Below are 25,416 nucleotides of genomic sequence, written 5' to 3' on the forward strand. Positions count from 1 at the left end.
TATGTCGCAGGCTGCGCTGAATACGCGGAACCATGAAGAGGACGTTTCTTCTTCGCGTCGGAGTAATGGAACGCGGCTGGCAGGGATCGTTTTCCTGCTGGCGGTGCTGTTTACCGTGCTGGTCAGCGGGTGGATGGTTCTTGGCTGGATGGAAGACGCGCAGCGTTTACCGCTGTCGAAGATGGTGGTGACCGGTGAGCGTCACTATACGCGCAATGATGACATCCGCCAGGCGATCCTGGCGCTGGGTTCGCCGGGCACCTTTATGACTCAGGATGTGAACATCATTCAGAGTCAGATTGAACGTCTGCCATGGATTAAGCAGGCGAGCGTCCGAAAGCAGTGGCCCGATGAATTGAAGATTCATCTGGTTGAATATGTGCCGATTGCACGCTGGAATGATCAACATATGGTGGATGCAGAAGGAAATGCCTTCAGCGTGCCGGCGGATCGCACCAGCAAACAGAATTTACCGATGTTATATGGCCCGGAAGGCAGCGAGAACGAAGTGCTGCAAGGGTACCGTGACATGGGGCAGGTGCTGGCAAAGGATAAATTCACGTTGAAAGTGGCGGCAATGACCGCCCGTCGTTCCTGGCAGTTGACGCTTAATAATGACATTAAGCTCAACCTTGGCCGTGGCGACACCATGAAACGGCTTCAGCGCTTTATGGAACTCTACCCGGTTCTTCAGCAGCAGGCGCAGACCGACGGCAAACGGATTAGCTACGTTGATTTGCGTTATGACTCGGGTGCGGCAGTGGGCTGGGTACCTGCTCCCGCAGAGGAAACTAATCAACAACAGAATCAGGCACAGGCAGAACAACAATGATCAAGGCGACGGACAGAAAACTGGTAGTTGGACTGGAGATTGGCACCGCCAAGGTGGCCGCTTTAGTAGGGGAAGTTCTGCCCGACGGCATGATTAATATCATCGGCGTGGGCAGTTGCCCATCGCGTGGTATGGATAAAGGCGGTGTGAACGACCTCGAGTCGGTGGTGAAATGCGTACAGCGCGCCATCGACCAGGCCGAACTGATGGCGGATTGCCAGATTTCATCAGTTTATTTGGCTCTTTCGGGTAAACATATAAGCTGTCAGAATGAAATCGGGATGGTACCGATTTCGGAAGAAGAAGTGACGCTGGACGACGTCGAGAACGTGGTCCATACCGCGAAGTCAGTTCGCGTACGCGATGAGCATCGCGTCCTGCACGTGATTCCGCAGGAATACGCCATTGACTACCAGGAAGGGATAAAAAACCCGGTAGGACTGTCCGGCGTGCGTATGCAGGCGAAGGTACATCTGATTACCTGCCATAACGATATGGCGAAAAACATTGTTAAAGCGGTGGAACGTTGTGGTCTGAAAGTTGACCAACTTATTTTCGCCGGTTTAGCGGCCAGTTATTCCGTATTAACAGAAGACGAACGTGAGCTGGGCGTCTGCGTGGTGGATATTGGCGGTGGTACAATGGATATCGCCGTCTATACCGGCGGCGCGCTGCGTCACACCAAAGTGATCCCGTACGCGGGCAATGTGGTGACCAGCGATATCGCCTATGCCTTCGGTACGCCGCCGAGCGACGCCGAAGCCATTAAGGTTCGTCACGGTTGCGCATTGGGTTCCATCGTCGGTAAAGACGAAAACGTCGAAGTACCGAGCGTAGGCGGACGGCCGCCGCGTAGCCTGCAGCGTCAGACGCTGGCTGAGGTGATTGAACCGCGCTATACCGAACTGCTTAATCTGGTCAATGAAGAGATCCTGCAGCTGCAGGAACAGCTCCGCCAGCAGGGGGTTAAACACCATCTGGCGGCGGGGATTGTGTTAACCGGCGGCGCGGCGCAAATTGAAGGTCTGGCGGCCTGTGCGCAGCGCGTGTTCCATACTCAGGTGCGCATTGGCGCGCCGCTGAACATCACCGGTTTAACGGACTATGCCCAGGAGCCGTATTATTCGACGGCGGTGGGGCTGCTGCACTACGGAAAAGAGTCACATCTGAGTGGTGAAGCGGAAGTCGAAAAACGCGTGACGGCGTCGGTGGGCTCGTGGATTAAGCGACTCAACAGCTGGCTGCGAAAAGAGTTTTAATTTTTTAAGAGAACGCAGACAATTAGCGTTCTCAGGCGACAGGCACAAAACGGAGAGAAACTATGTTTGAACCTATGGAACTGACCAACGACGCGGTGATTAAAGTCATCGGCGTCGGTGGCGGCGGCGGTAATGCCGTTGAACACATGGTGCGCGAGCGCATTGAGGGTGTTGAATTCTTCGCGGTGAACACCGATGCGCAGGCGCTGCGTAAAACGGCTGTTGGCCAGACTATCCAGATCGGTAGCGGTATTACCAAAGGTCTGGGCGCTGGCGCGAACCCGGAAGTCGGCCGTAATGCGGCGGACGAAGACCGTGAAGCGCTGCGTGCGGCCCTTGATGGCGCAGACATGGTGTTCATCGCGGCAGGCATGGGCGGCGGTACCGGTACCGGCGCGGCGCCTGTTGTTGCCGAAGTGGCTAAGGATCTGGGGATCCTCACCGTGGCGGTGGTCACTAAGCCGTTTAATTTTGAAGGCAAGAAGCGCATGGCGTTTGCTGAGCAGGGGATCACCGAGCTGTCCAAGCACGTTGACTCACTGATCACCATCCCGAACGACAAGCTGCTGAAAGTACTTGGCCGCGGCATTTCTCTGCTTGACGCGTTCGGCGCGGCAAACGACGTCCTCAAAGGCGCGGTGCAGGGTATCGCCGAACTGATCACCCGTCCGGGCCTGATGAACGTCGACTTCGCGGACGTCCGTACCGTGATGTCAGAAATGGGCTACGCGATGATGGGCTCCGGCGTGGCGAGCGGTGAAGACCGTGCGGAAGAAGCGGCTGAAATGGCTATCTCTTCTCCGCTGCTGGAAGATATCGACCTGTCCGGCGCGCGCGGCGTGCTGGTTAACATCACCGCGGGCTTCGACCTGCGTCTGGATGAGTTCGAAACCGTGGGTAACACCATCCGCGCATTTGCTTCGGATAACGCTACCGTGGTTATCGGTACCTCTCTGGACCCGGATATGAACGACGAACTGCGCGTCACCGTAGTGGCGACCGGTATCGGCATGGACAAGCGTCCGGAAATTACCCTGGTGACCAACAAACAGGTTCAGCAGCCGGTGATGGATCGCTACCAGCAGCACGGTATGTCCCCGCTGACGCAAGAGCAGAAGCCGGCGGCAAAAGTGGTGAACGACAATACGCCGCAAACCGCGAAAGAGCCGGATTATCTGGATATCCCAGCCTTCCTGCGTAAGCAAGCCGATTAAGAATCGACTGGAAGTTGGGCATCTGCGCTCTTTGTGCTAAACTGGCCTCCCGATAGTGGTGTACACTTCGGTTGGATAGGTAAATTGGCGAGATTATACGATGATCAAACAAAGGACTCTTAAACGTATCGTTCAGGCGACTGGTGTCGGTTTGCATACCGGCAAGAAAGTCACACTGACGTTACGCCCTGCGCCGGCAAATACCGGGGTCATCTATCGTCGCACCGACTTGAATCCACCGGTAGATTTTCCGGCTGATGCCAAATCTGTGCGTGATACCATGCTCTGTACTTGCCTGGTTAATGAGCATGACGTGCGGATTTCTACGGTTGAACACCTGAACGCCGCATTGGCTGGCCTGGGTATCGACAACATTATTGTTGAAGTCGATGCACCGGAAATCCCGATTATGGACGGCAGTGCGGCTCCGTTCGTTTATTTGTTGCTGGACGCCGGCATCGATGAACTGAACTGCGCCAAGAAATTTGTACGTATCAAAGAGACGGTTCGCGTCGAAGATGGCGACAAATGGGCTGAATTCAAACCGTACAATGGTTTTTCGCTGGACTTTACCATCGATTTTAACCATCCGGCGATTGATGCCAGCACCCAGCGCTATACGCTGAACTTCTCGGCCGATGCGTTCATGCGTCAGATTAGTCGTGCGCGTACCTTCGGTTTCATGCGCGATATCGAATATCTGCAGTCCCGCGGCCTGTGCCTGGGCGGCAGCTTCGATTGTGCCATCGTTGTTGACGATTATCGCGTACTGAACGAAGACGGTCTGCGCTTTGAAGACGAATTTGTTCGCCACAAAATGCTGGATGCGATCGGTGACCTGTTTATGTGTGGTCACAACATTATCGGCGCATTCACGGCGTACAAATCGGGTCACGCGTTGAATAACAAACTGCTGCAGGCTGTTCTGGCAAAACAGGAAGCCTGGGAGTATGTGACCTTCGAAGACGACGCAAAACTGCCAATGGCGTTCCGCGCACCGTCGATGGTTTTGGCGTAAGCCTGACCATTCAGTAAATTCGACTGGTAACCTGGTACTCTCTCCGACCAGGGAACCAGTCGTTTTTCTTTTATAGCCTCTTCCCGTTATTTTTCGCTGCGATTTCTGGGTAATAATTAGCGCGCGTTCGCTGCTTTATTAAGCGTTTTCCCCGGGCAACAGCCTTCATTCATGCTGCCTCAGCGCGCTATTAATGTTAGTATTTGAGCGCAAAATTATTTCTCCGGGTTGCTTTACCCCGTGGACATCAGGTTGTCCTGCGAAAAACGTTAATAAAGAGACAGCCTGAACGACAACGGGTATACCAAAGAAAGGTAATGAACGTGAGTGGATTGCTGACGCGCTGGCGACAGTTTGGCAGACGGTATTTTTGGCCGCATCTCCTGTTGGGGATGGTCGCGGCCAGCCTCGGCCTGCCTGCGCTAAGCAACGGCCATGAGACCGCGACGCCAGCGAAGGCGACCGCCAGCAACCATAATCCGAGCAAAGTTAATTTCTCCCAGCTGGCGCTGCTGGAGACGAATCGCCGGCCAAACTTTACCGTCGACTACTGGCATCAGCACGCCATTCGCACCGTTATTCGTCATCTCTCTTTCGCCATGGCGCCGCAGGCCTTGCCGGTGGCGGAAGAAGCGTCCCCGCTGCAGGCGCAGCATCTGGCGCTGCTCGACACGCTCAGCGCGCTGCTGACGCAGGACAGCACGCCGCCGGTGGTGTTCCGCCAGGCGGCGTATATCCCTTCCTCATATTCTGCCTTCCGCGTCAGCGCCTGGATAAGCCAGGTGGCGGGGATCCGCGCAGGGCCTCAACGTCTCAGCTGAAAATAACCACGGACTATCCTATTTTTTGTGACTCCGCGCCGCGGGGCGTTTGAGATTTTATTATGCTTATTAAAATGTTAACCAAGGTTTTCGGCAGCCGTAACGACCGTACGCTGCGTCGTATGCGCAAAGTCGTCAATATCATCAACGGTATGGAACCGGCGATGGAAAAACTCTCTGATGACGAGCTGAAAGCGAAAACCGCTGAATTCCGCGCGCGCCTGGAAAAAGGCGAAGTGCTGGAAAACCTGATCCCTGAAGCTTTCGCCGTCGTTCGCGAAGCCAGTAAGCGCGTGTTCGGCATGCGTCACTTCGACGTTCAGCTGCTGGGCGGTATGGTGCTTAACGATCGCTGCATCGCAGAGATGCGTACCGGTGAAGGTAAAACCCTGACCGCGACCCTGCCGGCCTACCTCAACGCGCTGACCGGCAAAGGCGTTCACGTGGTGACCGTCAACGATTATCTGGCCCAGCGTGACGCCGAAAATAACCGCCCGCTGTTCGAATTCCTCGGCATGACCGTTGGCATCAACATGTCCGGCCTGCCGGCGCCGGCGAAGCGTGAAGCCTACGCTGCCGATATCACCTATGGCACCAACAACGAATACGGCTTCGATTACCTGCGCGACAACATGGCCTTCAGCCCGGAAGAGCGCGTTCAGCGTAAACTGCACTATGCGCTGGTGGATGAGGTGGACTCCATCCTGATCGATGAGGCGCGTACCCCGCTGATCATTTCCGGCCCGGCGGAAGACAGCTCTGAAATGTACCGCAAGGTCAACAAGATCATTCCACACCTGATCCGTCAGGAAAAAGAGGATTCGGACACCTTCACCGGCGAAGGCCACTTCTCGGTGGATGAAAAAGCGCGTCAGGTTAACCTGACCGAACGCGGTCTGGTACTGATTGAAGAGCTGCTGGTACAGGAAGGCATTATGGATGAAGGTGAGTCCCTGTACTCCCCGACCAACATTATGCTGATGCACCACGTTACCGCCGCGCTGCGCGCCCATGCGCTGTTCACCCGCGACGTTGACTACATCGTTAAAGATGGTGAAGTTATCATCGTTGATGAGCACACTGGCCGTACGATGCAGGGCCGCCGCTGGTCCGATGGCCTGCACCAGGCCGTTGAGGCCAAAGAGGGCGTGGAGATCCAGAACGAGAACCAGACCCTGGCCTCTATCACCTTCCAGAACTATTTCCGTCTGTATGAGAAACTGGCGGGGATGACCGGTACCGCCGATACTGAAGCCTTTGAATTCAGCTCCATCTACAAGCTGGATACCGTGGTCGTCCCGACCAACCGTCCGATGATCCGTAAAGACATGGCGGATCTGGTCTATATGACCGAAGCGGAAAAAATTCAGGCGATTATCGAAGATATTAAAACCCGTACCGCAGCCGGTCAGCCGGTGTTGGTGGGGACAATCTCGATCGAGAAATCGGAAGTGGTTTCCCGTGAGCTAACCAAAGCCGGCATTAAGCACAACGTTCTGAACGCCAAATTCCACGCCAGCGAAGCGGACATCGTCGCCCAGGCAGGCTATCCTTCCGCGGTGACCATCGCTACCAACATGGCGGGCCGTGGTACCGATATTATGCTCGGCGGTAGCTGGCAGGCGGAAGTCGCGGCGCTGGAAAACCCAACGCCTGAGCAGATTGAACAAATCAAAGCCGACTGGCAGGTGCGCCACGATGCGGTACTGGCCGCAGGCGGCCTGCACATCATCGGTACCGAGCGTCATGAATCACGCCGTATCGATAACCAGCTGCGCGGCCGTGCCGGTCGTCAGGGGGATGCCGGTTCTTCCCGCTTCTACCTGTCGATGGAAGATGCCCTGATGCGTATCTTCGCCTCCGATCGCGTATCCGGCATGATGCGTAAACTGGGGATGAAACCCGGCGAAGCCATTGAGCACCCGTGGGTCACCAAGGCTATCGCCAACGCACAGCGTAAAGTCGAGAGCCGTAACTTCGATATTCGTAAGCAGCTGCTGGAATATGATGATGTGGCCAACGACCAGCGCCGGGCAATTTACACCCAGCGTAACGAACTGCTGGACGTGTCTGATGTCAGCGAAACCATCAACAGCATCCGCGAAGACGTGTTTAAGGCGACTATCGATGCCCATATTCCGCCGCAGTCGCTGGAGGAAATGTGGGATATCGAAGGCCTGCAGGAGCGTCTGAAAAACGACTTCGACCTCGACCTGCCAATCAAAGAGTGGCTGGATAAAGAGCCGGAGCTGCATGAAGAGACCCTGCGCGAACGTATTCTGCAGAGCGCGGTAGAGACCTACCAGCGTAAAGAAGAAGTGGTCGGCGCCGAAATGATGCGCCACTTCGAGAAAGGCGTGATGCTGCAGACCCTGGATTCGCTGTGGAAAGAACACCTGGCGGCGATGGACTACCTGCGCCAGGGTATCCACCTGCGCGGCTATGCGCAGAAAGATCCGAAGCAGGAGTACAAGCGCGAATCGTTCTCTATGTTTGCCGCGATGCTGGAGTCACTGAAGTATGAAGTGATCAGCACCCTGAGCAAAGTGCAGGTGCGGATGCCGGAAGAAGTCGAGGCGATGGAGCAGCAGCGTCGTGAAGAGGCCGAGCGCCTGGCGCAGATGCAGCAGCTCAGCCATCAGAGCGATGATGAAGCCGCTGCACAGGATCTGGCGGCGCAAACCGGCGAACGTAAAGTGGGGCGTAACGATCCCTGCCCGTGCGGTTCCGGTAAAAAATACAAACAGTGCCATGGCCGTCTGAGCTAAGGGCTGATAAAAAAACAAAGGCGCAGAGTTCTGCGCCTTTTTTATGGAGCTGATTCAATGAAAAAACTGCAAATCGCCGTAGGGATAATTCGCAATCCAGAAGGCGACATCTTTATTACCCAGCGCGCCGCCGATGCCCATATGGCGAATAAACTGGAGTTCCCGGGCGGGAAGATTGAATCTGCTGAAACGCCAGAGCAGGCATTGATCCGCGAGCTACAGGAAGAGGTGGGGATTACGGTCACCACGTTTTCACTATTTGATAAGCTGGAGTATCAGTTCCCCGATCGCCACATTACGCTGTGGTTTTTCCTCGTGGAAAGCTGGGAAGGCGAGCCCTGGGGCAAAGAGGGGCAGCCGGGACAGTGGATGGCGCGGCAGGCGCTGGATCCGGCGGCGTTTCCCCCGGCGAATGAACCGGTTATCCGCAAACTTATCGCCCAGGGCTGAGCCCCGGGTCGGGAGACTAACCCAACAGGCGTTGGGTTAGCGTGCCGTCAAATCAGGGCTGCTGTTCGCTCCAGTCATCGCTATCGGAGAGATCGCCCGCGCTGGGGATGCGCTTCTCCTCTGCTGCCCATTCTCCCAAATCGATCAGCTGGCAGCGCTTGCTGCAGAACGGACGATAGGGGCTTTGTTCACCCCATACCACATTTTTGCCGCAGGTCGGACAATTGACGATAGTCTCTTCTGACATGTTATCTCCTTAACAGCAGGCCAGTTCAAAATCAAAGCGCTCCGGCACGATCCCATACTCACTGTCCAGCGGCAGGAAGCGGATGGCGAAACGGCTCTTATGGCCGGAGATCTGCGGATAAAGCTGGTGGGCCAGATCGAGACGCAGGCGCAGCAGATCGGCATCTTCGCCATTATCCTGATAAAAGCCATTGAGGCTGGTCTGTTTGCGAAACTGCCCGGAGTTACGGATCAGATCGAGGATCAGGCTCAGGGACTGGACCAAAGGATCGAGGCTGGCAAGCCAGCTGGCCACCTGCTCGTCACGATGCGCCTGCGGCATATGGAGCCAGATATGCAGGGTCGGTAAATCGAAGCTGCAGCAGCCTCCAGGGATACTCAGACGCTGACGCACTAGCGCAATCAGGCGATCTTCACGCAGAAACTGACCAATGCGCGGCGCGGCCATCAGGGTGCTGGAAGACTGCTTGAGCTGCTGGCGCAGCGCGTTAATACGCTCCTGATCGACTCCCGGCACTTCTGCCCAGGACTGGAGCTTACGCTGCTGGCGCTCCAGCTCTTTGACCAGATCGGTACGCACCTCGCCGCGCTCCAGGACATCCAGCAGATCGCCGGCGTTACGGAAAAAATGGAGCGCATCGGCATGGCTGGCAATCATCGGATGGAAAGCCATCTGCTGGATCAGAAATTCGATGCGCAGCCAGGTGCGCATTTTCTCATTAAGAGGATGTTCAAACAGAACGGGGGTATGCATTACGAGTTTTCCTGTGAGGCGGCCTGCGATGCCAGCGTTAAATACTTTTCGTGCAGGCGGGCAACATCCGATGCCACTGCATCCGGCGTGCCAGTGTTTTCAATAACATCGTCCGCGACGGCCAGGCGCTGCTCGCGCGTGGCCTGGGCGGCAAGAATATGTTCAGCATGTTCGCGGCTGACCTTATCGCGCAGCATGGTGCGTTCGATTTGCGTCTCTTTTGGCACATCGACGACCAGGACGCGATCGGCCTGGCTGGACAGGCGGTTTTCGACCAGCAAAGGTACGACCCAGAGGAGATAAGGGGAGGTGGCGGCCTGCATCTGGCGGCGCGTTTCCTGCTGAATTAGCGGATGCAACAGCGCGTTGAGCCAGGCTTTTTCCTCCACCTGAGCAAAAATTTTTTCCCGCAGCAGACGGCGGTTTAGCGTGCCGTCGGGAGCAATCATCTGTGGCCCGAAGTGGCCGGCAATGGCCTGGAGCGCCGGGGTGCCGGGTTCGACTACCTGGCGGGCGATAACATCGGCATCGATAACGTTAATCCCGAGCTGCGCGAAGGCGTCGGCAACCGTACTTTTACCGCTGCCAATCCCGCCTGTTAACGCGACTGTGTACCCCATATCTTCTGACCCTGAAACGGATTGCTCGTATTTTTTGGTATTCAGACAGCGAGGACGGGCAGTATGCCGGAGAGGCGACAGCGATCTTGTCGTGATGGCCCCGTGCCAACCGGGAGCGCCGTCCGCTATTCTGTTTATTTTAATCAAGCAAATCAAATGGTTAAAAATAATACGCTGGCGGGTGGAGACATAAGCGCTTTTTTCTCCATTCACCAGGTAAATTTATACGATTGTAGCGTAAAAAAAGTGAAAATCGCAGTCTTGCGCGGGCCTGATTCGTGCGTATGATAACGTCACTGGAGTTGTGCTCTCACATTAATGCCATTAACCCCAGGAATTCGCACATGCGTATTGAAGAAGATCTGAAGCTTGGTTTCAAAGACGTTCTTATCCGCCCGAAACGCTCTACCCTCAAAAGCCGTTCTGATGTTGAGCTGGAACGTGAATTCACCTTTAAACATTCAGGCCTGACCTGGTCCGGCGTGCCGATTATTGCGGCAAACATGGATACCGTCGGCACCTTCAGCATGGCGAAAGCGCTGGCCACTTTTGGCATTCTTACCGCAGTACACAAGCACTACACCGCAGAAGAATGGCAGGCGTTTGTCCAGAGCGTATCCGCAGACGTTCTCAAGCATGTGATGGTTTCCACCGGTACTTCCGACGCGGATTTCGATAAAACGCAACAGATCCTCTCTGAGAACCCACAGTTGAATTTTGTGTGCATTGACGTCGCCAATGGCTACTCTGAACACTTCGTACAGTTTGTGGCGAAGGCGCGCGAAGCCTGGCCGCAAAAAACCATTATCGCGGGGAACGTGGTCACCGGTGAAATGTGCGAAGAGCTGATCCTCTCCGGCGCCGATATCGTCAAAGTTGGCATTGGCCCGGGGTCCGTTTGCACCACCCGTGTCAAAACCGGGGTCGGCTACCCGCAGCTCTCCGCTGTGATCGAGTGTGCTGATGCTGCACACGGCCTTGGCGGCCAGATCATCAGCGATGGCGGTTGCACCATGCCGGGCGATGTGGCGAAAGCCTTCGGCGGCGGCGCTGATTTCGTGATGCTCGGCGGTATGCTGGCGGGCCACGAAGAGAGCGGCGGTACTGTGGTTGAAGAGAACGGTGAAAAATTCATGCTGTTTTACGGTATGAGCTCCGAGTCGGCGATGACCCGCCATGTGGGCGGTGTCGCGAAATACCGCGCGGCGGAAGGGAAAACCGTGAAGCTGCCGCTGCGTGGCCCGGTGGACAATACCGCGCGCGACATTCTCGGCGGCCTGCGTTCAGCCTGCACCTACGTTGGCGCCTCGCGACTGAAAGAGCTGACCAAACGCACCACCTTTATCCGCGTTCAGGAACAAGAGAACCGGGTATTCAACAGCCTGTAACCGGCTGCGCTGGCGCCTGCGCGGTGCCAGCGTTTCTCATCCTCCCGCCCCGCCAATGGCATCGCCCAGGTGAAAAACGGGCAAATACATCGCCACCACCAGGATCCCAACCAGCGAGCCGGTTATTACCAGCATCAGGGGTTCCAGATGCGCAGCCAGACTGTCGGCTCGCTGATGGGTCTGCTCACGATGATGATGCGCCAGGTTTTCCAGCATCTGATCCAGCGCCCCCGCGCTTTCCCCCGTACGGATGAGCTGCAGACACAGCGGTGTAAATCCGCCGCAGCGGCTTAACGCCTGCCAGATCGGATCCCCCTGAACGATCAGCGCGCGGGCCTGCGCCAGGCGCTGGCGCCACAGCGGGCACGACAGGGTCTCTTCAACGCTTTGCAGCCCCTGCAGAAAGCTGATACCAGCGCTTTGGGTTAACGCCAGAACGGTGAATATCAGGCTCAGCTGTTGGCCGCCGATCAGGGGGCCGACGAGAGGGAGCGCGTTAAGCAGCTGCTGGCGACGCAGCAGCCAGTCGGCGCGCTGCCGGACCAGCTGGTTGAGCAGCAGCGGGCTCAGCAGAAAGGCCAACAGCAACGGCCAGCCGCGGCTCAGCATGTCGCCTGCCGCAATAACCATTCGCGTCAACAACGGCAGCGGCGTATTGAACGTCTGGTAGATGGCGGTGAATTCGGGAAGGACAAAATAGAGCATTCCAAGCACCACCAGCAACGCCAGAGTGAGCACGATTAGCGGGTAGCGCAGCGCCTTTTTGACCTTGCCGGCAAGCCGCTGCTGCTCCTGCTGCTGGTTGGCCAGCTGCTGGCAGCAAATATCGAGTTTGCCCGTCAGTTCGCCGGTGCTAATCATCGCCAGATACAGTGGCGGAAAAGCCTGCGGCCACTGCGCCAGTGCGGCAGAGAAGGCTACGCCCTGGGCCAGTTCGCGGCCCAGCGCCTCAAGCAGCGCCTGCCACTGCGCATGCGGTTGCTGCTGCGCCAGCAGCGATAACCCTTCCGCCAGCGGTAGCCCGGCCTGCAGCAGGGTTGCCAACTGGCGGATGGTTTCGCTGCTGTAGCGCGGGTGCCACAGGCTTTGCTTCACCGAACAGCGGCGTATAGCCAGCGGCATGATGCGCTGCTGCTGGAGGTGATGCAGCACCTCCGGACGACAGGCTTGCCATAGCATCCCCTGACAAGGAGCGCCTTGTGCATCGACGCCTCGCCAGCGCCAGAGACGCTTAGTCGCCATGGGGGATCCCCAGCACCCGCACCACCTCTTCGAGGCTCGTCAACCCCTGTTCGATAGCCTGACATCCGCTTTCAAAGAGCGTCATCATGCCCGCGGCTCGCGCCAGAGATTCGATCTCAAGGGCGTTGAGTCCCTGGACTATCCCCTGACGTAGCCCCGGGGTGACAGGCAAGACCTCGAACAGCGCCAGACGGCCATGATACCCGTGATAACAGTTTTCGCAGCCTGCTGCCTGCCAGCGCGGTAGCGGGCGGGGCCACAGACTGTGCGGCAGGTCGGCGGCGCTGCCGGCATTGCGCCGGCAGTGGGGGCACAGCTTGCGGACCAGACGCTGGGCGATAACCAGCGAGAGCGCAGAAGAGATCATCCAGCGGGCGATGCCCATTTGCTGCAGGCGAGTGAGGGTTTCGCTGGTGGAATTGGTGTGCAGGGTAGAGAGCACCAGATGGCCCGTTTGAGCGGCTTTCAGCGCGATTTCAGCGGTTTCGGCATCGCGGATTTCACCCACCATCACAATATCCGGGTCCTGGCGTAACAGGGCGCGCAGCACGCTGTGAAAGGTCAGCCCGGCGCGCGGATTGATTTGCGTCTGGTTCATCCCGGCGATAGGGATCTCCAGAGGATCCTCGACGCTACAGATGTTCACTTGCTCTCGGTTTCGGGCCTGCAGGGCGCTGTAGAGGGTCACCGTTTTCCCGCTTCCGGTTGGGCCCGTGACCAACAGCAGCCCCTGCGGCTGATTCAGGGCCTGGCGAAAGGCCGCCAGCTGAGAGGATGAGAGGCCGAGAGCCTCCAGATCCAGCGCCTGGTCAACCTGATGCAGAAGGCGCAGGACAATTTTCTCGCCATAGCGGCAGGGCAGGGTGGCGATGCGAAAGGAGAGCGGCCGTCCGGCGAGGTTCAGCGCGAACTGGCCATCCTGCGGCAAACGATGCTCGGCGATATCGAGATTGGCCATCACCTTGAGTCGTGCGATAACCGGCGCGGCCAGCTCGGGCGCCAGCAGCGGCAGAGCGTGTAGCACGCCATCGACACGCAGGCGGATCCTTAAGTGCGCTTCCGTGGGCTCGATATGAATATCGGACGCCCGCTGACGCAGGGCCTGCTCGAGGATCTGGTTGACCCGCTCGGCGATGTTTTCCGGCCCTGCATTTTGCGCCAGCAGCGCCTGCTTTTCCTGGACTTGCAGGCGCTTATCCATCTGCTCCTGGCTCCAGCATTCAATATCGATCCGTTTTTGCGTCGCGAAACGCAGTGCCTCCATTAGCTCCGTCGGTGGGGTATCGACCACCGCAATGGATATCGTCTGCTCATCGCTGTGCAGCAGCAGGGCGTGATGGCGACGACAGAGAGGGATCAGCTGTTCTGTTTTCATGTTGTCGCCCTCACTTCACCCGGAAGACGTCTTCGCAGGCCTGCTGAAGTGCGCTGTTGTCGGTGATAGTGCAGACCCGCTGCCAGCCGGTGACGCCTTCGGCGTTATCCCAGGTCGGGGTCAGGGTGACGCCCAGTCCGTTGAGACTTTCCTGGCCGGTGAGGGTAACGACTCCTTTGGCCACGCTCATGGCGGAGAGGTAGCGCGTGGTTGTTGGCGAGGGGATGCCATTGCTGCCGCCGTCGCATGTCGTCAGGCCGCCATGATCGAGCGCGCAAAGTTCGATTGCCGTCCGGTAGGGGACAAAGGTCTGCAGCAGGTCGGTGAGGGCGGCTTTACGCAGGTAGTTCTGGTAGGCCGGGATGCCGATGGCGCTGAGAATGGCGATGATGCCGATGACCACCATCAGTTCAATCAGGGTAAAACCTCGTTGTTTATCCATAAGTCGCTCCTTGTTGTGACAGGAGCACTGTGACGGGATTCTGGGGGGCAGGCGAGGAGACGAAAACGATCCGGGAAACCGGGTTCCAGGGTTTTTACCGGGATTGCATGGCGAGCAAGAGCGACTGCGAGTCGGGTCGCAAATTCAGGCCTTCACGCCCGGAAGCGTGAAGGCCAAATCCTCAGCGGAAACGCATCGACAGGTCGAGCGCCTGCACATGTTTGGTCAGGGCCCCGACGGAGATATAGTCGACCCCGGTCTCGGCAAATTCGCGGATAGTGTCAAAGGTGACGTTGCCGGAGACCTCCAGCGCCGCCTGGCCAGCGGTGATTTTCACCGCCTCGCGCATCAGGTCGGTGGTGAAGTTATCGAGCATAATGATATCGGCCCCGGCTTTTAACGCCTGCTCCAGCTCATCCAGCGTTTCCACTTCCACTTCCACCGGCACATCAGGATGCAGCCAGAATGCCTTCTCCACCGCCTGACGGATCGAGCCGGAGGCGATGATGTGGTTTTCTTTAATCAGGAAAGCGTCGAACAGCCCCAGACGATGGTTGGCGCCGCCGCCGCAGAGAACCGCGTATTTCAGCGCGGTACGCAGCCCTGGCAGCGTTTTACGCGTATCCAGGAGTTGGGTTTTGGTGCCGGCCAGCAGGTCGACATAGCGGCGGACGACGCTGGCGACGCCGGAGAGGGTTTGCACAAAGTTCAGCGCCGTACGTTCGCCAGTGAGCAGAATGCGCGATGGGCCTTCCAGCTCGAACAGGGGTTGATCGGCTTTGACCGCGTCGCCATCGGCGACGTGCCAGGTGATCGTCACGTCGTCACCGGCGAGCTGAATGAAGACCTCTTCCACCCAGCGTTTACCACAGAAGACGCCATCTTCGCGGGTAATGACCACCGCATGCGAGCGTGCATCCTGCGGCAATAATTGTGCGCTAATATCGTTGCTGGCGTCGACTTCGCCGCCCAAATCTTCCCGCAGGGAGTGTGCGACAGCATCGGTAATATCGAGATTAATTCGTTCCAGCAGCACGTCACGGCGGCGGTCGGGGTTGTAACGACGAGGCGACATGATAAAGCTCCAGATAGATAAGATTCAGAAGTGGGAAACATGCTAACCTGAACGACGTTTCAGTACCATACACACTTCATCCTTTGGGCCGGCGTGTGGCCCGGAAGCATGAGTTCGCGAAAGGAGATCCCGCATGCAGTTGAACGAGGGATGGCTGGTCGGCGCGCGTCGGGTTCCCTCGCCGCACCATGACTGCCGTCCGGATGAAGAAGCCCCTTCCTTACTGGTAGTGCATAACATTAGCCTGCCACCAGGTGAATTTGGTGGTCCATGGATTGACGCGCTGTTCACCGGCACCCTGGATCCGCACGCGCATCCTTTCTTTGCCGAGATCGCTCATCTGCGCGTTTCGGCGCATTGTCTGATTCGGCGTGATGGTGAAATCGTGCAGTATGTGCCTTTCGATAAGCGTGCGTGGCATGCGGGGGTCTCCTGCTATCAGGGGCGCGAACGCTGCAATGACTTTTCCATCGGCATAGAGCTGGAAGGCACGGATACCCTGGCGTATACCGATGCGCAGTACCAGCAGCTGGCGGCGGTGACGGATCTGCTTATCACGATTTATCCTGCCATCGCCACAAACATCACGGGCCATAGCGATATCGCGCCCGTGCGCAAGACAGACCCGGGACCGGCCTTTGACTGGAAAAAATTTCGTGCGCTGCTCAGCGCGCCGTCAGAAAAGGAGACCTCATGACGCTGTTTACTACGCTGCTGGTGCTTATCGCTGAACGCCTGTTTAAACTGGGCGAACACTGGCAGCTTGATCATCGGCTGGAGGTGGTGTTCCGCCGGATAAAACATTTCTCGTTGCCGGGAACGCTGCTGATGACCCTGGTCGCCGTCGCGGTGGTCTACCTCATTCAGCGCTTGCTGCAGGGGCAGCTGTTCAACGTACCGCTGCTGGTGTTCTGGATCTTGCTGGGTCTGCTGTGCATCGGCGCCGGCAAGGTTCGGCTGCACTATCATGCCTATCTGAAAGCGGCGTCGCGCAATGACAGCCGCGCCTGCGATGCGATGGCCAGCGAGCTGACGTTGATCCATGGCGTCCCGCCGGGCTGTGATGAGCGCGAGTACCTTAGCGAACTGCAAAATGCGCTGTTATGGATTAACTATCGTTACTACCTGGCGCCACTCTTTTGGTTTGTGGTGGGTGGGGCGTGGGGGCCGCTGACGCTTATCGCTTATTGCGTTCTGCGTGCCTGGCAGACGTGGCTGGCGCGCTACCAGACGCCGCATCACCGTTTACAGTCTGGAATCGATGGTATCCTGCATATTGTCGACTGGCTGCCGGTGCGTCTGGTGGGGGTTGTCTATGCCCTGGTGGGGCATGGAGAGAAAGCGCTTCCGGCGTGGTTTGCATCGTTAGGCGACCGCCATTCGTCGCAGTATCAGGTATTGACCCGCCTGGCGCAGTATTCCCTGGCCCGTGAACCGCACGTGGATAAAGTGGCGACCCCAAAGGCCGCGGTGTCGATGGCCAAGAAAACCTCGCTGGTGGTGGTGGTGATCATGGCGCTGCTGACGATTTACGGCACCCTGGTGTAACGGCCTGCGCCCGTACTCTATCTGTCAGGATACCCCACCTGCGTGGCTTTGATTGCCGGATGGCGCTGCGCTTATCCCGCCTGGGGCTCACACCACGCAGGCCGGCAAGCAACAGCGCCGCCGGGCGCTATATCTGACGCCGCGCTTGTCATGTTGCCGGGGGGCGGCTTCGCCTGACCCGGCCTGGAGAACCCGCGCCTGCGGGCAGCATACCGAACCGCTACAGCGTATCCGCCGGCGGGATGCCGAAGTCGGGCATGCCGTCCTCTCTCCAGGAGACGAGTTTTAGCCGCGTATGACGATTGGGATCATACAGCGGGTCGCCTTCAATCTCGGTGTAATTCCGCGCGTGATATACCAGCACATCTTCCCCCGCCGGCGTTTGGGTAAAACTGTTATGGCCCGGGCCATACTGGCGGTTTTCATAGCTGGTCCGGAACACTGGCTGCGGGGCTTTATGCCAGTTTTCCGGCTGCAGCGGATCGGCCTCCCGGTCGATCCAGAGCAATCCCATGCAGTAGTTTTCATCGGTGGCGCTGGCGGAATAGCTGATGAAAAGCTTATCGCCATGCACCAGCACCGCGGGTCCTTCATTGACCTTAAATCCCCGGCACTCCCAGTCGAACTCCGGCTTGCTCAGCATGACCGGCTCGCCTTTTAGCGTCCACGGGTTGGCCATTTCAGCGAGATACAGGTTTGAGTTGCCCTCGATATGCGGAGATTTTTGCGCCCATAGGTACCAGCGTTTGCCCTGATGGATAAAGGTGGTGGCATCGAGGGCGAAGGTATCGAAAGGCGTCACCACCTGGCCTTTTTCCTGCCAGCGGCCGGTCAGCGGATCGCTGTCGGCGCACTCGATAACGAACATGCGATGCTGGAACATGCCCAGCGCATCCAGATCGTGGGTATGGGTGGCGGCAAAATAGATATACCACTTACCGTCTATCTCATGTAGCTCCGGCGCCCAAATCAGCTGGCTCATCGGCCCGCTTTGCGGTGCGCGCCACACCACTACCGGCTCAGCATCGCGCAACCCCTCCAGGGTTGCCGCGCGCCGGATCTCCAGCCGGTCGTATTCCGGCACTGAGGCAATAAAGTAGTAATGATTCAGGTGGCGCAGAATAAAGGGATCTGCGCGTTGCTCAATAAAGGGGTTTGGCCAGTTGTTCATCAGGCTTTCCTTACGTGTTCACTGGTTTTCAGTTCCTGGTATTCATTCAGCTCGCTGTAGTTGCTGCGGCGCTTCTCTAAATCGCTCTGAATCTGGCGCATCAGGGTGCGGTCAACTTTAAGCAGGCGCACCACGCCGGCGGTGATCAGGTAGCCGACGCCGGGGATGACCGAGAACAGCAGCACGATGCCGTTGAGGGCCGAGGCGCTCTGCGCTTTGGCGCCGGCGTCGTAGCCGTACCATGACAGCAGGAATCCGACCATCGCCCCGGCGACCGCCAGGCCGACTTTAAGGAAAAACAGATTGCCGGAGAAGCTAATACCGGTGATGCGCTTGCCGGTTTTCCACTCGCCGTAGTCGTCAACATCGGACATCAGCGACCAGTGCAGCGGGGAGGGGATCTGATGCAGGATATTGAGCAGGAAGTAGAGCACCATAATCAGCGTGGTGGCGTGCGGATTAAAGAAATAGAAGGCGCAGGAGAAGATCGCCAGCACGATGTTGGTCCAGAAGAAGACCTGCAGTTTGCACCAGCGGTCGGTGAGGACTTTTGCCAGCATGCTGCCAATCATCATCCCGACCACGCCGAGGCTGATAAACAGCGTGGCAAAATGGGTGCTTTGCCCCATCACCCAGGTGACGTAGTACATGGTGGCGGCCATGCGGATAAAGCCCGGACAGACGTTGCATAGCGTGAGCAGCAGGATGCGTACCCACTGGTCATTTTTCCACACGTCTTTGAGATCTTTTTTCAGTTCATCATTGGTCTGCACCGCCGGGTGGATGCGTTCGCGCACGGTGGCGAAGCAGAACAGGAACATACACATGCCGATAAAGGCCAGCACGGTCATCGCCATCTGATAGCCTTTCGCTTTATCGGCGCCGCCGAACCAGTCGGCCATGGGCAGCAGCGTCAATGACAGCAGCAGCGTGGCGATACCCACCATCACGAAACGATAGGACTGGCAGGCAACACGTTCTTTCGGGTCGGCGGTCATCACCGTTCCCAGCGAGCAGTAGGGTATATTAATCGCGGTATAGGTAATCGACAGCAGAAAGTAGGTAACAAACGCATAGATGACTTTGCTGTTATAGGTCCACTCAGGAGTGGTGAACATCAGCACGCTGAACAGGGCGTAGGGGAAGGCAATCCACAGCAGCCATGGACGAAAGCGACCATATTTACTGCGGGTGCGGTCGGCGAGGGCGCCCATGATCGGGTCGGTCACCGCATCGATGACGCGCACCGACAGCAGCAGTACGCCCACCAGCGCCGGCGCCAGGCCGAAGATATCGGTATAAAAATAGTTAACAAACAGCATGATGGCGCCAAAGATGATATTGCATCCGGCATCCCCCATCCCATAACCAATCTTTTCTTTTATTGAAAGTCTATTGTCTGCCATGTGCGGTCTCTCCGTTGCAGTATGGAGAGAATTATTGGCTGCTATCGAGAGAATTACGTTGCAGGAACGCGTTGACGATATGGATAAATAAGCTATGGAAGGGAAAGTGTGAAGCAGATAACAATGCTCTGCGCCCGTTATTAAGGGAGGGCGCAGAGCAAAGAGAATTATTGATGAGATGTATTATTGTGCTTTTACGGTGGCGGCGGCTTTCTGTTTAAACAGATAACCCACGCCCAGCACTGCGATCCATACAGGGATCAGCCAAACGGAAATCGCCATCCCCGGGGTCATCAGCATAATGATCAGCACCGCGGCCATAAACAGCAGGCACACCCAGTTACCCAGCGGGTAGAAGAGGGCGGGGAAGCGGGTGGTGACGCCCTGCTGCTGTTTGGCGCGACGGAATTTGATATGCGCGAGGCTGATCATCGCCCAGTTGATCACCAGGGCGGAGACCACCAGCGCCATCAGCAGGCCAAATGCGGATTCCGGCGCCAGGTAGTTGATCAGCACACACAGGGCGGTGACCACGGCGGAGACGAGAATGGTATTGACCGGCACGCCGCGTTTGTCGACGCTGAGCAGCGCTTTCGGCGCGTTCCCCTGCTGGGCAAGGCCGAACAGCATACGGCTGTTGCAGTAGACGCAGCTGTTATACACCGACAGGGCCGCCGTCAGCACCACCACGTTGAGGGCGTTTGCCACCAGCGTATCGCCAAGCTCATGGAAAATCAGGACGAACGGACTGGTGTCCGCGGTCACGCGCGTCCACGGCAGCAGCGAGAGCAGGACCGCCAGCGAACCAACATAGAAGATCAGGATACGGTAGATAACCTGGTTGGTGGCTTTCGGAATGCTTTGCTCCGGGTTATCCGCTTCCGCCGCGGTGATACCCACCAGCTCGAGACCGCCGAAGGAGAACATAATGATCGCCATCATCATCACCAGCCCGGTAAAGCCGTGCGGCAGGAACCCGCCTTGATCCCACAGGTTACGTACCGTCGCCTGCGGGCCGCCGTTGCCGCTGAACAGCAGCCAGCCGCCGAACAAAATCATCGCCACGACGGCGACCACTTTGATAATGGCAAACCAGAACTCCATTTCACCGAACACTTTCACGTTGGTCAGGTTAATGGCGTTGATGGCGATGAAGAAAACCGCCGCTGAGGCCCAGGTCGGGATTTCCGGCCACCAGAACTGGATATATTTGCCGACGGCGGTCAGTTCCGCCATTGCCACCAGGACATACAGCACCCAGTAGTTCCAGCCGGAGGCGAAGCCGGCAAAGCCGCCCCAGTATTTATAAGCAAAGTGGCTAAACGAACCGGCTACCGGCTCTTCCACCACCATTTCGCCCAGCTGACGCATGATCAGAAAGGCGATAAAACCGGCAATCGCGTAACCAAGAATGATACCCGGGCCGGCGGACTGAATGACGGACGCGCTCCCCAGAAACAGGCCGGTGCCGATAGCCCCGCCCAGCGCGATGAGCTGGATATGGCGGTTTTTGAGGCCGCGCTTCAGCCGATCGCCGTGCTGTTGACCTTCCATATGAAACCTCGTGTGTGGTTATTTTTTGTGTACGTCATCCGTCAGGTTGCTGCTTCACTGCTGTCCCTGCCAGAAAGCATAGCCAGCGAAAATTTGGGCGAAGTGGCCCACTTTTTACCTGAGTGATGGCGCGCACATATTGTTGTGTTTGTGTATTTTTCGACTTCCGTTTCTGTATTGTTTTGTTTACGGAAGGCGGTGCAGTAATTCAGAAAAGGGCCTTTCGTCTCAGGGAGAATAGTGGTAAGCGCGTTTGAATGCACCTGCTTTATGAAGGGATGATGACCATGTGTTTAAAAAGACATCAATAGACACATTCAGTATTATTCCGACGCATTGTTCTCATTTGGTTATTTATTCGTATTTACTGCTTTTATATTCACTTATCTGGTCGTTGAATCGGTTCAGATAGCGTAATTTTTCGTTTCCATTAAGTTAATGCTACCTCTTTATGAGTAAACGTAACATTTGTGCAAGGTTACATTTCTGAAATGTTATTTCTGTAAGGTTGTTAAAATGTCCGTGGTTTACTGATTTCAATCAAAACCTGTATGGACAGAAGGTGAATACTTTGTTACTTTAGCGCTACGAACTTTAAATTGGTAAGACCAATTGACTCCGGGCTAATGGCAGAGACAGGGAATATGGCCTACAGCAAAATCCGCCAACCAAAATTATCCGATGTGATAGAGCAGCAGCTGGAGTTTCTGATCCTTGAGGGGACCTTGCGCCCCGGTGAAAAACTCCCGCCTGAACGCGAACTGGCTAAACAGTTCGACGTTTCCCGCCCCTCGCTGCGTGAGGCGATTCAACGCCTCGAAGCCAAGGGCCTGTTGCTTCGTCGTCAGGGAGGTGGAACGTTTGTACAGAGCCGCCTGTGGCAGAGCTTCAGCGATCCGCTGGTCGAGCTGCTGTCCGATCACCCTGAATCCCAATTCGATCTGCTTGAGACCCGTCACGCGCTGGAAGGCATTGCGGCTTATTACGCGGCGCTGCGCAGCAATGATGAAGATCGCGACCGTATCCGCGAGCTGCATCAGGCTATTGAGCGGGCTCAGCAGTCGGGCGATCTGGACGCCGAGTCCGGCGCCGTCGTCCAGTACCAAATCGCCGTCACCGAGGCGGCACACAATGTGGTTTTGCTCCATCTGCTAAGGTGTATGGAGCCGATGCTGGCGCAAAACGTGCGTCAGAACTTTGAATTGCTGTATGCCCGCCGGGAAATGCTCCCGTTGGTCAGCAACCATCGCACTCGCATTTTCGAGGCGATAATGGCCGGGGAGCCGGAGCAGGCGCGTGAGGCGTCGCACCGTCACCTGGCGTTCATTGAGGAAATTTTGCTGGACCGTAGCCGTGAGCAGAGTCGTAGAGAACGCTCGCTGCGTCGTTTACAGCAACGAAAGGACGAGAACTCCGGTTCTTAAGCGCCATTTTTAGAGCGCGGCAACTAAACGCAGAACCTGTCTTATTGAATTTTTGGTTGTTCAAAGGTGAAGAACGAAGAGTTCAATGGGACAGGTTCCAGATTAATCAACGATTAGATAGATAAGGAATACCCCCCATGTCAGAACGTTTACCAAATGACGTGGATCCGATCGAAACTCGCGACTGGCTACAGGCGATCGAATCGGTCATCCGTGAAGAAGGTGTTGAGCGCGCTCAGTATCTTATTGACCAACTCCTTTCTGAAGCCCGCAAAGGCGGGGTGAAAGTGGCTGCTGGCGCATCGACCGGCGGTTACGTAAACACTATTGCCGTTGAAGATGAACCGGAATATCCGGGTAATCTGGATCTGGAACGTCGTATCCGTTCTGCGATCCGCTGGAACGCCATCATGACCGTTCTGCGCGCATCGAAAAAAGATCTCGAACTGGGCGGCCACATGGCTTCTTTCCAGTCTTCCGCCACCTTCTACGAAGTGTGCTTCAACCACTTCTTCCGCGCACGCAATGAGCAGGATGGCGGCGACCTGGTGTACTTCCAGGGTCACATCTCTCCGGGCGTTTATGCGCGTGCTTTCCTGGAAGGTCGTCTGACTGAAGAGCAGATGAACAACTTCCGTCAGGAAGTTCACGGTAAAGGTCTGTCCTCTTATCCGCACCCGAAACTGATGCCGGAATTCTGGCAGTTCCCGACCGTTTCTATGGGCCTGGGCCCAATCGGGGCGATTTATCAGGCTAAATTCCTGAAATATCTGGAACACCGTGGTCTGAAAGACACCTCCAAACAAACCGTTTACGCGTTCCTGGGCGACGGTGAGATGGACGAGCCGGAATCTAAAGGCGCGATCACCATCGCGACCCGTGAGAAGCTGGACAACCTGGTCTTCGTTATCAACTGTAACCTGCAGCGTCTTGATGGCCCGGTCACCGGTAACGGCAAAATCATTAACGAACTGGAAGGCATCTTCGCGGGCGCTGGCTGGAACGTTATCAAGGTTATCTGGGGCGGTCGTTGGGATGAGCTGCTGCGTAAAGACACCAGCGGTAAGCTGATTCAGCTGATGGAAGAAACCGTTGACGGTGACTACCAGACCTTCAAATCCAAAGACGGCGCTTATGTGCGCGAGCACTTCTTCGGTAAATATCCGGAGACCGCCGCGCTGGTTGCCGACTGGACTGACGAGCAGATTTGGGCTCTGAACCGCGGCGGCCACGATCCGAAGAAAGTTTACGCTGCACTGAAGAAAGCGCAGGAAACCAAAGGCAAAGCGACCGTCATCCTCGCCCATACCATCAAAGGTTACGGCATGGGTGATACTGCTGAAGGTAAGAACATCGCTCACCAGGTTAAGAAAATGAACATGGACGGCGTTCGCTACGTCCGCGATCGTTTCAACGTGCCGGTTGCCGATGCCGATCTGGAAAAACTGCCGTACGTAACCTTCCCGGAAGGTTCCGAAGAGCACACCTATCTGCACGCTCAGCGTCAGAAACTGCACGGCTATCTGCCGAGCCGTCAGCCGAACTTCACTGAGAAGCTGGAGCTGCCGACGCTGGAAGATTTCCGCCCGCTGCTGGAAGAGCAGAATAAAGAGATCTCTACCACTATCGCGTTCGTTCGTGCCCTGAACGTGATGCTGAAGAACAAATCCATCAAAGACCGCCTCGTGCCGATTATCGCCGACGAAGCGCGTACTTTCGGTATGGAAGGTCTGTTCCGTCAGATCGGTATCTACAGCCCGAACGGTCAGCAGTATACCCCGCAGGACCGTGAGCAGGTTGCTTACTACAAAGAAGACGAAAAAGGCCAGATCCTGCAGGAAGGGATCAACGAGCTGGGCGCAGGCGCATCCTGGCTGGCTGCGGCGACCTCTTACAGCACCAACAACCTGCCGATGATCCCGTTCTACATCTACTACTCGATGTTCGGGTTCCAGCGTATCGGCGACCTGTGCTGGCAGGCAGGCGACCAGCAGGCTCGCGGCTTCCTGATCGGTGGTACTTCCGGTCGTACGACGCTGAACGGCGAAGGTCTGCAGCACGAAGATGGCCACAGCCATATTCAGTCTCTGACTATCCCGAACTGTATCTCTTACGATCCGTCCTACGCCTACGAAGTGGCGGTCATCATGCATGACGGCCTGGAGCGTATGTACGGTGAGAAACAAGAGAACGTTTACTACTACATCACGACCCTGAACGAAAACTACCACATGCCGGCGATGCCGGAAGGCGCCGAGGAAGGTATCCGTAAAGGTATCTACAAACTCGAAACCATCGAAGGTAGCAAAGGTAAAGTTCAGCTGCTGGGCTCCGGTTCTATCCTGCGTCACGTCCGTGAAGCAGCGCAGATCCTGGCGAAAGACTACGGCGTGGGCTCTGACGTGTACAGCGTCACCTCCTTCACCGAACTGGCGCGTGATGGCCAGGATTGCGAACGCTGGAACATGCTGCACCCGCTGGAAACCCCGCGCGTGCCGTACATCGCTCAGGTGATGAACGACGCTCCGGCTGTGGCATCCACTGACTATATGAAACTGTTCGCCGAGCAGGTTCGTACTTACGTACCGGCTGACGATTACCGCGTACTGGGTACCGATGGCTTCGGTCGTTCCGACAGCCGTGAAAACCTGCGTCACCACTTCGAAGTTGATGCTTCCTATGTGGTCGTTGCAGCGCTGGGCGAACTGGCTAAACGTGGTGAAATCGATAAGAAAGTGGTCGCTGACGCTATCGCGAAATTCGACATCGATGCAGAAAAAGTTAACCCGCGTCTGGCGTAAGAGGTAAA

General features: G+C 56.7%; 22 protein-coding genes. 12 read left to right on the forward strand and 10 right to left on the reverse strand.

The features are described 5' to 3' along the window. Position 1 precedes the first annotated feature (1 nt). From ftsQ to mutT, 7 genes are all read left to right on the forward strand, one after another. Positions 2 to 832, forward strand: coding sequence for a cell division protein FtsQ (gene ftsQ / locus ABLU95_RS15600; RefSeq protein ID WP_004204342.1), 831 nt, complete (start codon positions 2 to 4; stop codon positions 830 to 832). Further along, a complete protein-coding gene (gene ftsA / locus ABLU95_RS15605) occupies positions 829 to 2,091 on the forward strand; it encodes a cell division protein FtsA (protein ID WP_004204343.1) in 1,263 nt (420 codons plus the stop codon). The genes ftsQ and ftsA overlap by 4 nt, the downstream gene beginning before the upstream one ends. A 62-nt stretch (positions 2,092 to 2,153) precedes the next feature. Then, a complete protein-coding gene (gene ftsZ, locus ABLU95_RS15610; RefSeq protein WP_002888628.1) occupies positions 2,154 to 3,305 on the forward strand; it encodes a cell division protein FtsZ in 1,152 nt (383 codons plus the stop codon). Positions 3,306 to 3,405: 100 nt separating this feature from the next. Next, positions 3,406 to 4,323 (forward strand): UDP-3-O-acyl-N-acetylglucosamine deacetylase, encoded by a 918-nt coding sequence (lpxC, locus tag ABLU95_RS15615; RefSeq protein WP_002888632.1) that lies wholly within the window; start codon positions 3,406 to 3,408, stop codon positions 4,321 to 4,323. 323 nt (positions 4,324 to 4,646) lie between these two features. Next, a complete protein-coding gene (gene secM, locus ABLU95_RS15620; protein WP_196531386.1) occupies positions 4,647 to 5,144 on the forward strand; it encodes a secA translation cis-regulator SecM in 498 nt (165 codons plus the stop codon). Positions 5,145 to 5,206: 62 nt separating this feature from the next. Beyond that, positions 5,207 to 7,912 (forward strand): preprotein translocase subunit SecA, encoded by a 2,706-nt coding sequence (secA, locus tag ABLU95_RS15625; protein ID WP_023291985.1) that lies wholly within the window; start codon positions 5,207 to 5,209, stop codon positions 7,910 to 7,912. 57 nt (positions 7,913 to 7,969) lie between these two features. Continuing rightward, positions 7,970 to 8,362 (forward strand): 8-oxo-dGTP diphosphatase MutT, encoded by a 393-nt coding sequence (gene mutT / locus ABLU95_RS15630; protein WP_004204347.1) that lies wholly within the window; start codon positions 7,970 to 7,972, stop codon positions 8,360 to 8,362. A gap of 52 nt (positions 8,363 to 8,414) precedes the next feature. On the opposite strand, the gene yacG is transcribed toward mutT, so the two are convergent. The 3 genes from yacG to coaE are packed head-to-tail and all read right to left on the reverse strand — an operon-like array spanning position 8,415 to position 9,982. Beyond that, positions 8,415 to 8,609 (reverse strand): DNA gyrase inhibitor YacG, encoded by a 195-nt coding sequence (yacG, locus tag ABLU95_RS15635; RefSeq protein WP_004204348.1) that lies wholly within the window; start codon positions 8,607 to 8,609, stop codon positions 8,415 to 8,417. Between the two features lie 9 nt (positions 8,610 to 8,618). Then, positions 8,619 to 9,362 (reverse strand): cell division protein ZapD, encoded by a 744-nt coding sequence (gene zapD, locus ABLU95_RS15640; RefSeq protein ID WP_017901182.1) that lies wholly within the window; start codon positions 9,360 to 9,362, stop codon positions 8,619 to 8,621. After that, complete coding sequence (gene coaE, locus ABLU95_RS15645) at positions 9,362 to 9,982, reverse strand: dephospho-CoA kinase (RefSeq protein WP_032453842.1); 621 nt, start codon at positions 9,980 to 9,982, stop codon at positions 9,362 to 9,364. The genes zapD and coaE overlap by 1 nt, the downstream gene beginning before the upstream one ends. A gap of 344 nt (positions 9,983 to 10,326) precedes the next feature. Here coaE and ABLU95_RS15650 point away from each other — a divergent pair, with 344 nt between their 5' ends. Beyond that, positions 10,327 to 11,370: a GMP reductase gene (locus tag ABLU95_RS15650; protein ID WP_023291988.1), complete on the forward strand. Its 1,044-nt coding sequence runs from the start codon at positions 10,327 to 10,329 to the stop codon at positions 11,368 to 11,370. A 36-nt stretch (positions 11,371 to 11,406) separates the two neighbouring features. Here the strand turns inward: ABLU95_RS15650 and hofC are convergent, their stop codons facing one another. From hofC to nadC, 4 genes are all read right to left on the reverse strand, one after another. Then, entirely contained in the window at positions 11,407 to 12,612 is a 1,206-nt protein-coding gene (hofC, locus tag ABLU95_RS15655) for a protein transport protein HofC (protein ID WP_048336404.1), read from the reverse strand. Further along, positions 12,602 to 13,987 (reverse strand): type II secretion system protein GspE, encoded by a 1,386-nt coding sequence (gene gspE, locus ABLU95_RS15660; RefSeq protein WP_023291990.1) that lies wholly within the window; start codon positions 13,985 to 13,987, stop codon positions 12,602 to 12,604. Before gspE ends, hofC begins: the two co-directional genes overlap by 11 nt. Positions 13,988 to 13,997: 10 nt before the next feature. Next, positions 13,998 to 14,429, reverse strand: coding sequence for a prepilin peptidase-dependent pilin (gene ppdD / locus ABLU95_RS15665; protein ID WP_004204358.1), 432 nt, complete (start codon positions 14,427 to 14,429; stop codon positions 13,998 to 14,000). 181 nt (positions 14,430 to 14,610) lie between these two features. Continuing rightward, entirely contained in the window at positions 14,611 to 15,504 is an 894-nt protein-coding gene (gene nadC, locus ABLU95_RS15670; RefSeq protein ID WP_023291991.1) for a carboxylating nicotinate-nucleotide diphosphorylase, read from the reverse strand. 133 nt (positions 15,505 to 15,637) lie between these two features. Here nadC and ampD point away from each other — a divergent pair, with 133 nt between their 5' ends. Both ampD and ampE read left to right on the forward strand, forming a co-directional pair. Beyond that, positions 15,638 to 16,201 (forward strand): 1,6-anhydro-N-acetylmuramyl-L-alanine amidase AmpD, encoded by a 564-nt coding sequence (ampD, locus tag ABLU95_RS15675; protein WP_023291992.1) that lies wholly within the window; start codon positions 15,638 to 15,640, stop codon positions 16,199 to 16,201. Beyond that, a complete protein-coding gene (gene ampE, locus ABLU95_RS15680) occupies positions 16,198 to 17,052 on the forward strand; it encodes a beta-lactamase regulator AmpE (protein WP_032453846.1) in 855 nt (284 codons plus the stop codon). The genes ampD and ampE overlap by 4 nt, the downstream gene beginning before the upstream one ends. Positions 17,053 to 17,272: 220 nt before the next feature. Here ampE and ABLU95_RS15685 read toward each other — a convergent pair whose 3' ends face one another. The 3 genes from ABLU95_RS15685 to aroP form a co-directional block, all read right to left on the reverse strand. Further along, positions 17,273 to 18,223: a family 43 glycosylhydrolase gene (locus ABLU95_RS15685; RefSeq protein WP_032453847.1), complete on the reverse strand. Its 951-nt coding sequence runs from the start codon at positions 18,221 to 18,223 to the stop codon at positions 17,273 to 17,275. Then, positions 18,223 to 19,629: an MFS transporter gene (locus ABLU95_RS15690; protein ID WP_017901173.1), complete on the reverse strand. Its 1,407-nt coding sequence runs from the start codon at positions 19,627 to 19,629 to the stop codon at positions 18,223 to 18,225. Before ABLU95_RS15690 ends, ABLU95_RS15685 begins: the two co-directional genes overlap by 1 nt. A 183-nt stretch (positions 19,630 to 19,812) precedes the next feature. Continuing rightward, positions 19,813 to 21,183, reverse strand: a complete 1,371-nt coding sequence (gene aroP, locus ABLU95_RS15695) for an aromatic amino acid transporter AroP (protein ID WP_023291995.1) — start codon at positions 21,181 to 21,183, stop codon at positions 19,813 to 19,815. A gap of 644 nt (positions 21,184 to 21,827) precedes the next feature. On the opposite strand from aroP, the gene pdhR reads away from it, so the two are divergent. Together pdhR and aceE are read left to right on the forward strand one after the other, a co-directional pair. After that, positions 21,828 to 22,607 carry a pyruvate dehydrogenase complex transcriptional repressor PdhR gene (gene pdhR, locus ABLU95_RS15700; RefSeq protein WP_002888699.1) on the forward strand — a complete coding sequence of 260 codons (780 nt, stop codon included), beginning with the start codon at positions 21,828 to 21,830 and terminating at the stop codon, positions 22,605 to 22,607. Between the two features lie 137 nt (positions 22,608 to 22,744). Then, a complete protein-coding gene (aceE, locus tag ABLU95_RS15705) occupies positions 22,745 to 25,408 on the forward strand; it encodes a pyruvate dehydrogenase (acetyl-transferring), homodimeric type (RefSeq protein WP_023291996.1) in 2,664 nt (887 codons plus the stop codon). Positions 25,409 to 25,416: the final 8 nt, after the last annotated feature.

Origin of the sequence: Klebsiella sp. GG_Kp146, assembly GCF_040061975.1 — a bacterium.
Lineage (GTDB): Bacteria > Pseudomonadota > Gammaproteobacteria > Enterobacterales > Enterobacteriaceae > Klebsiella > Klebsiella quasipneumoniae.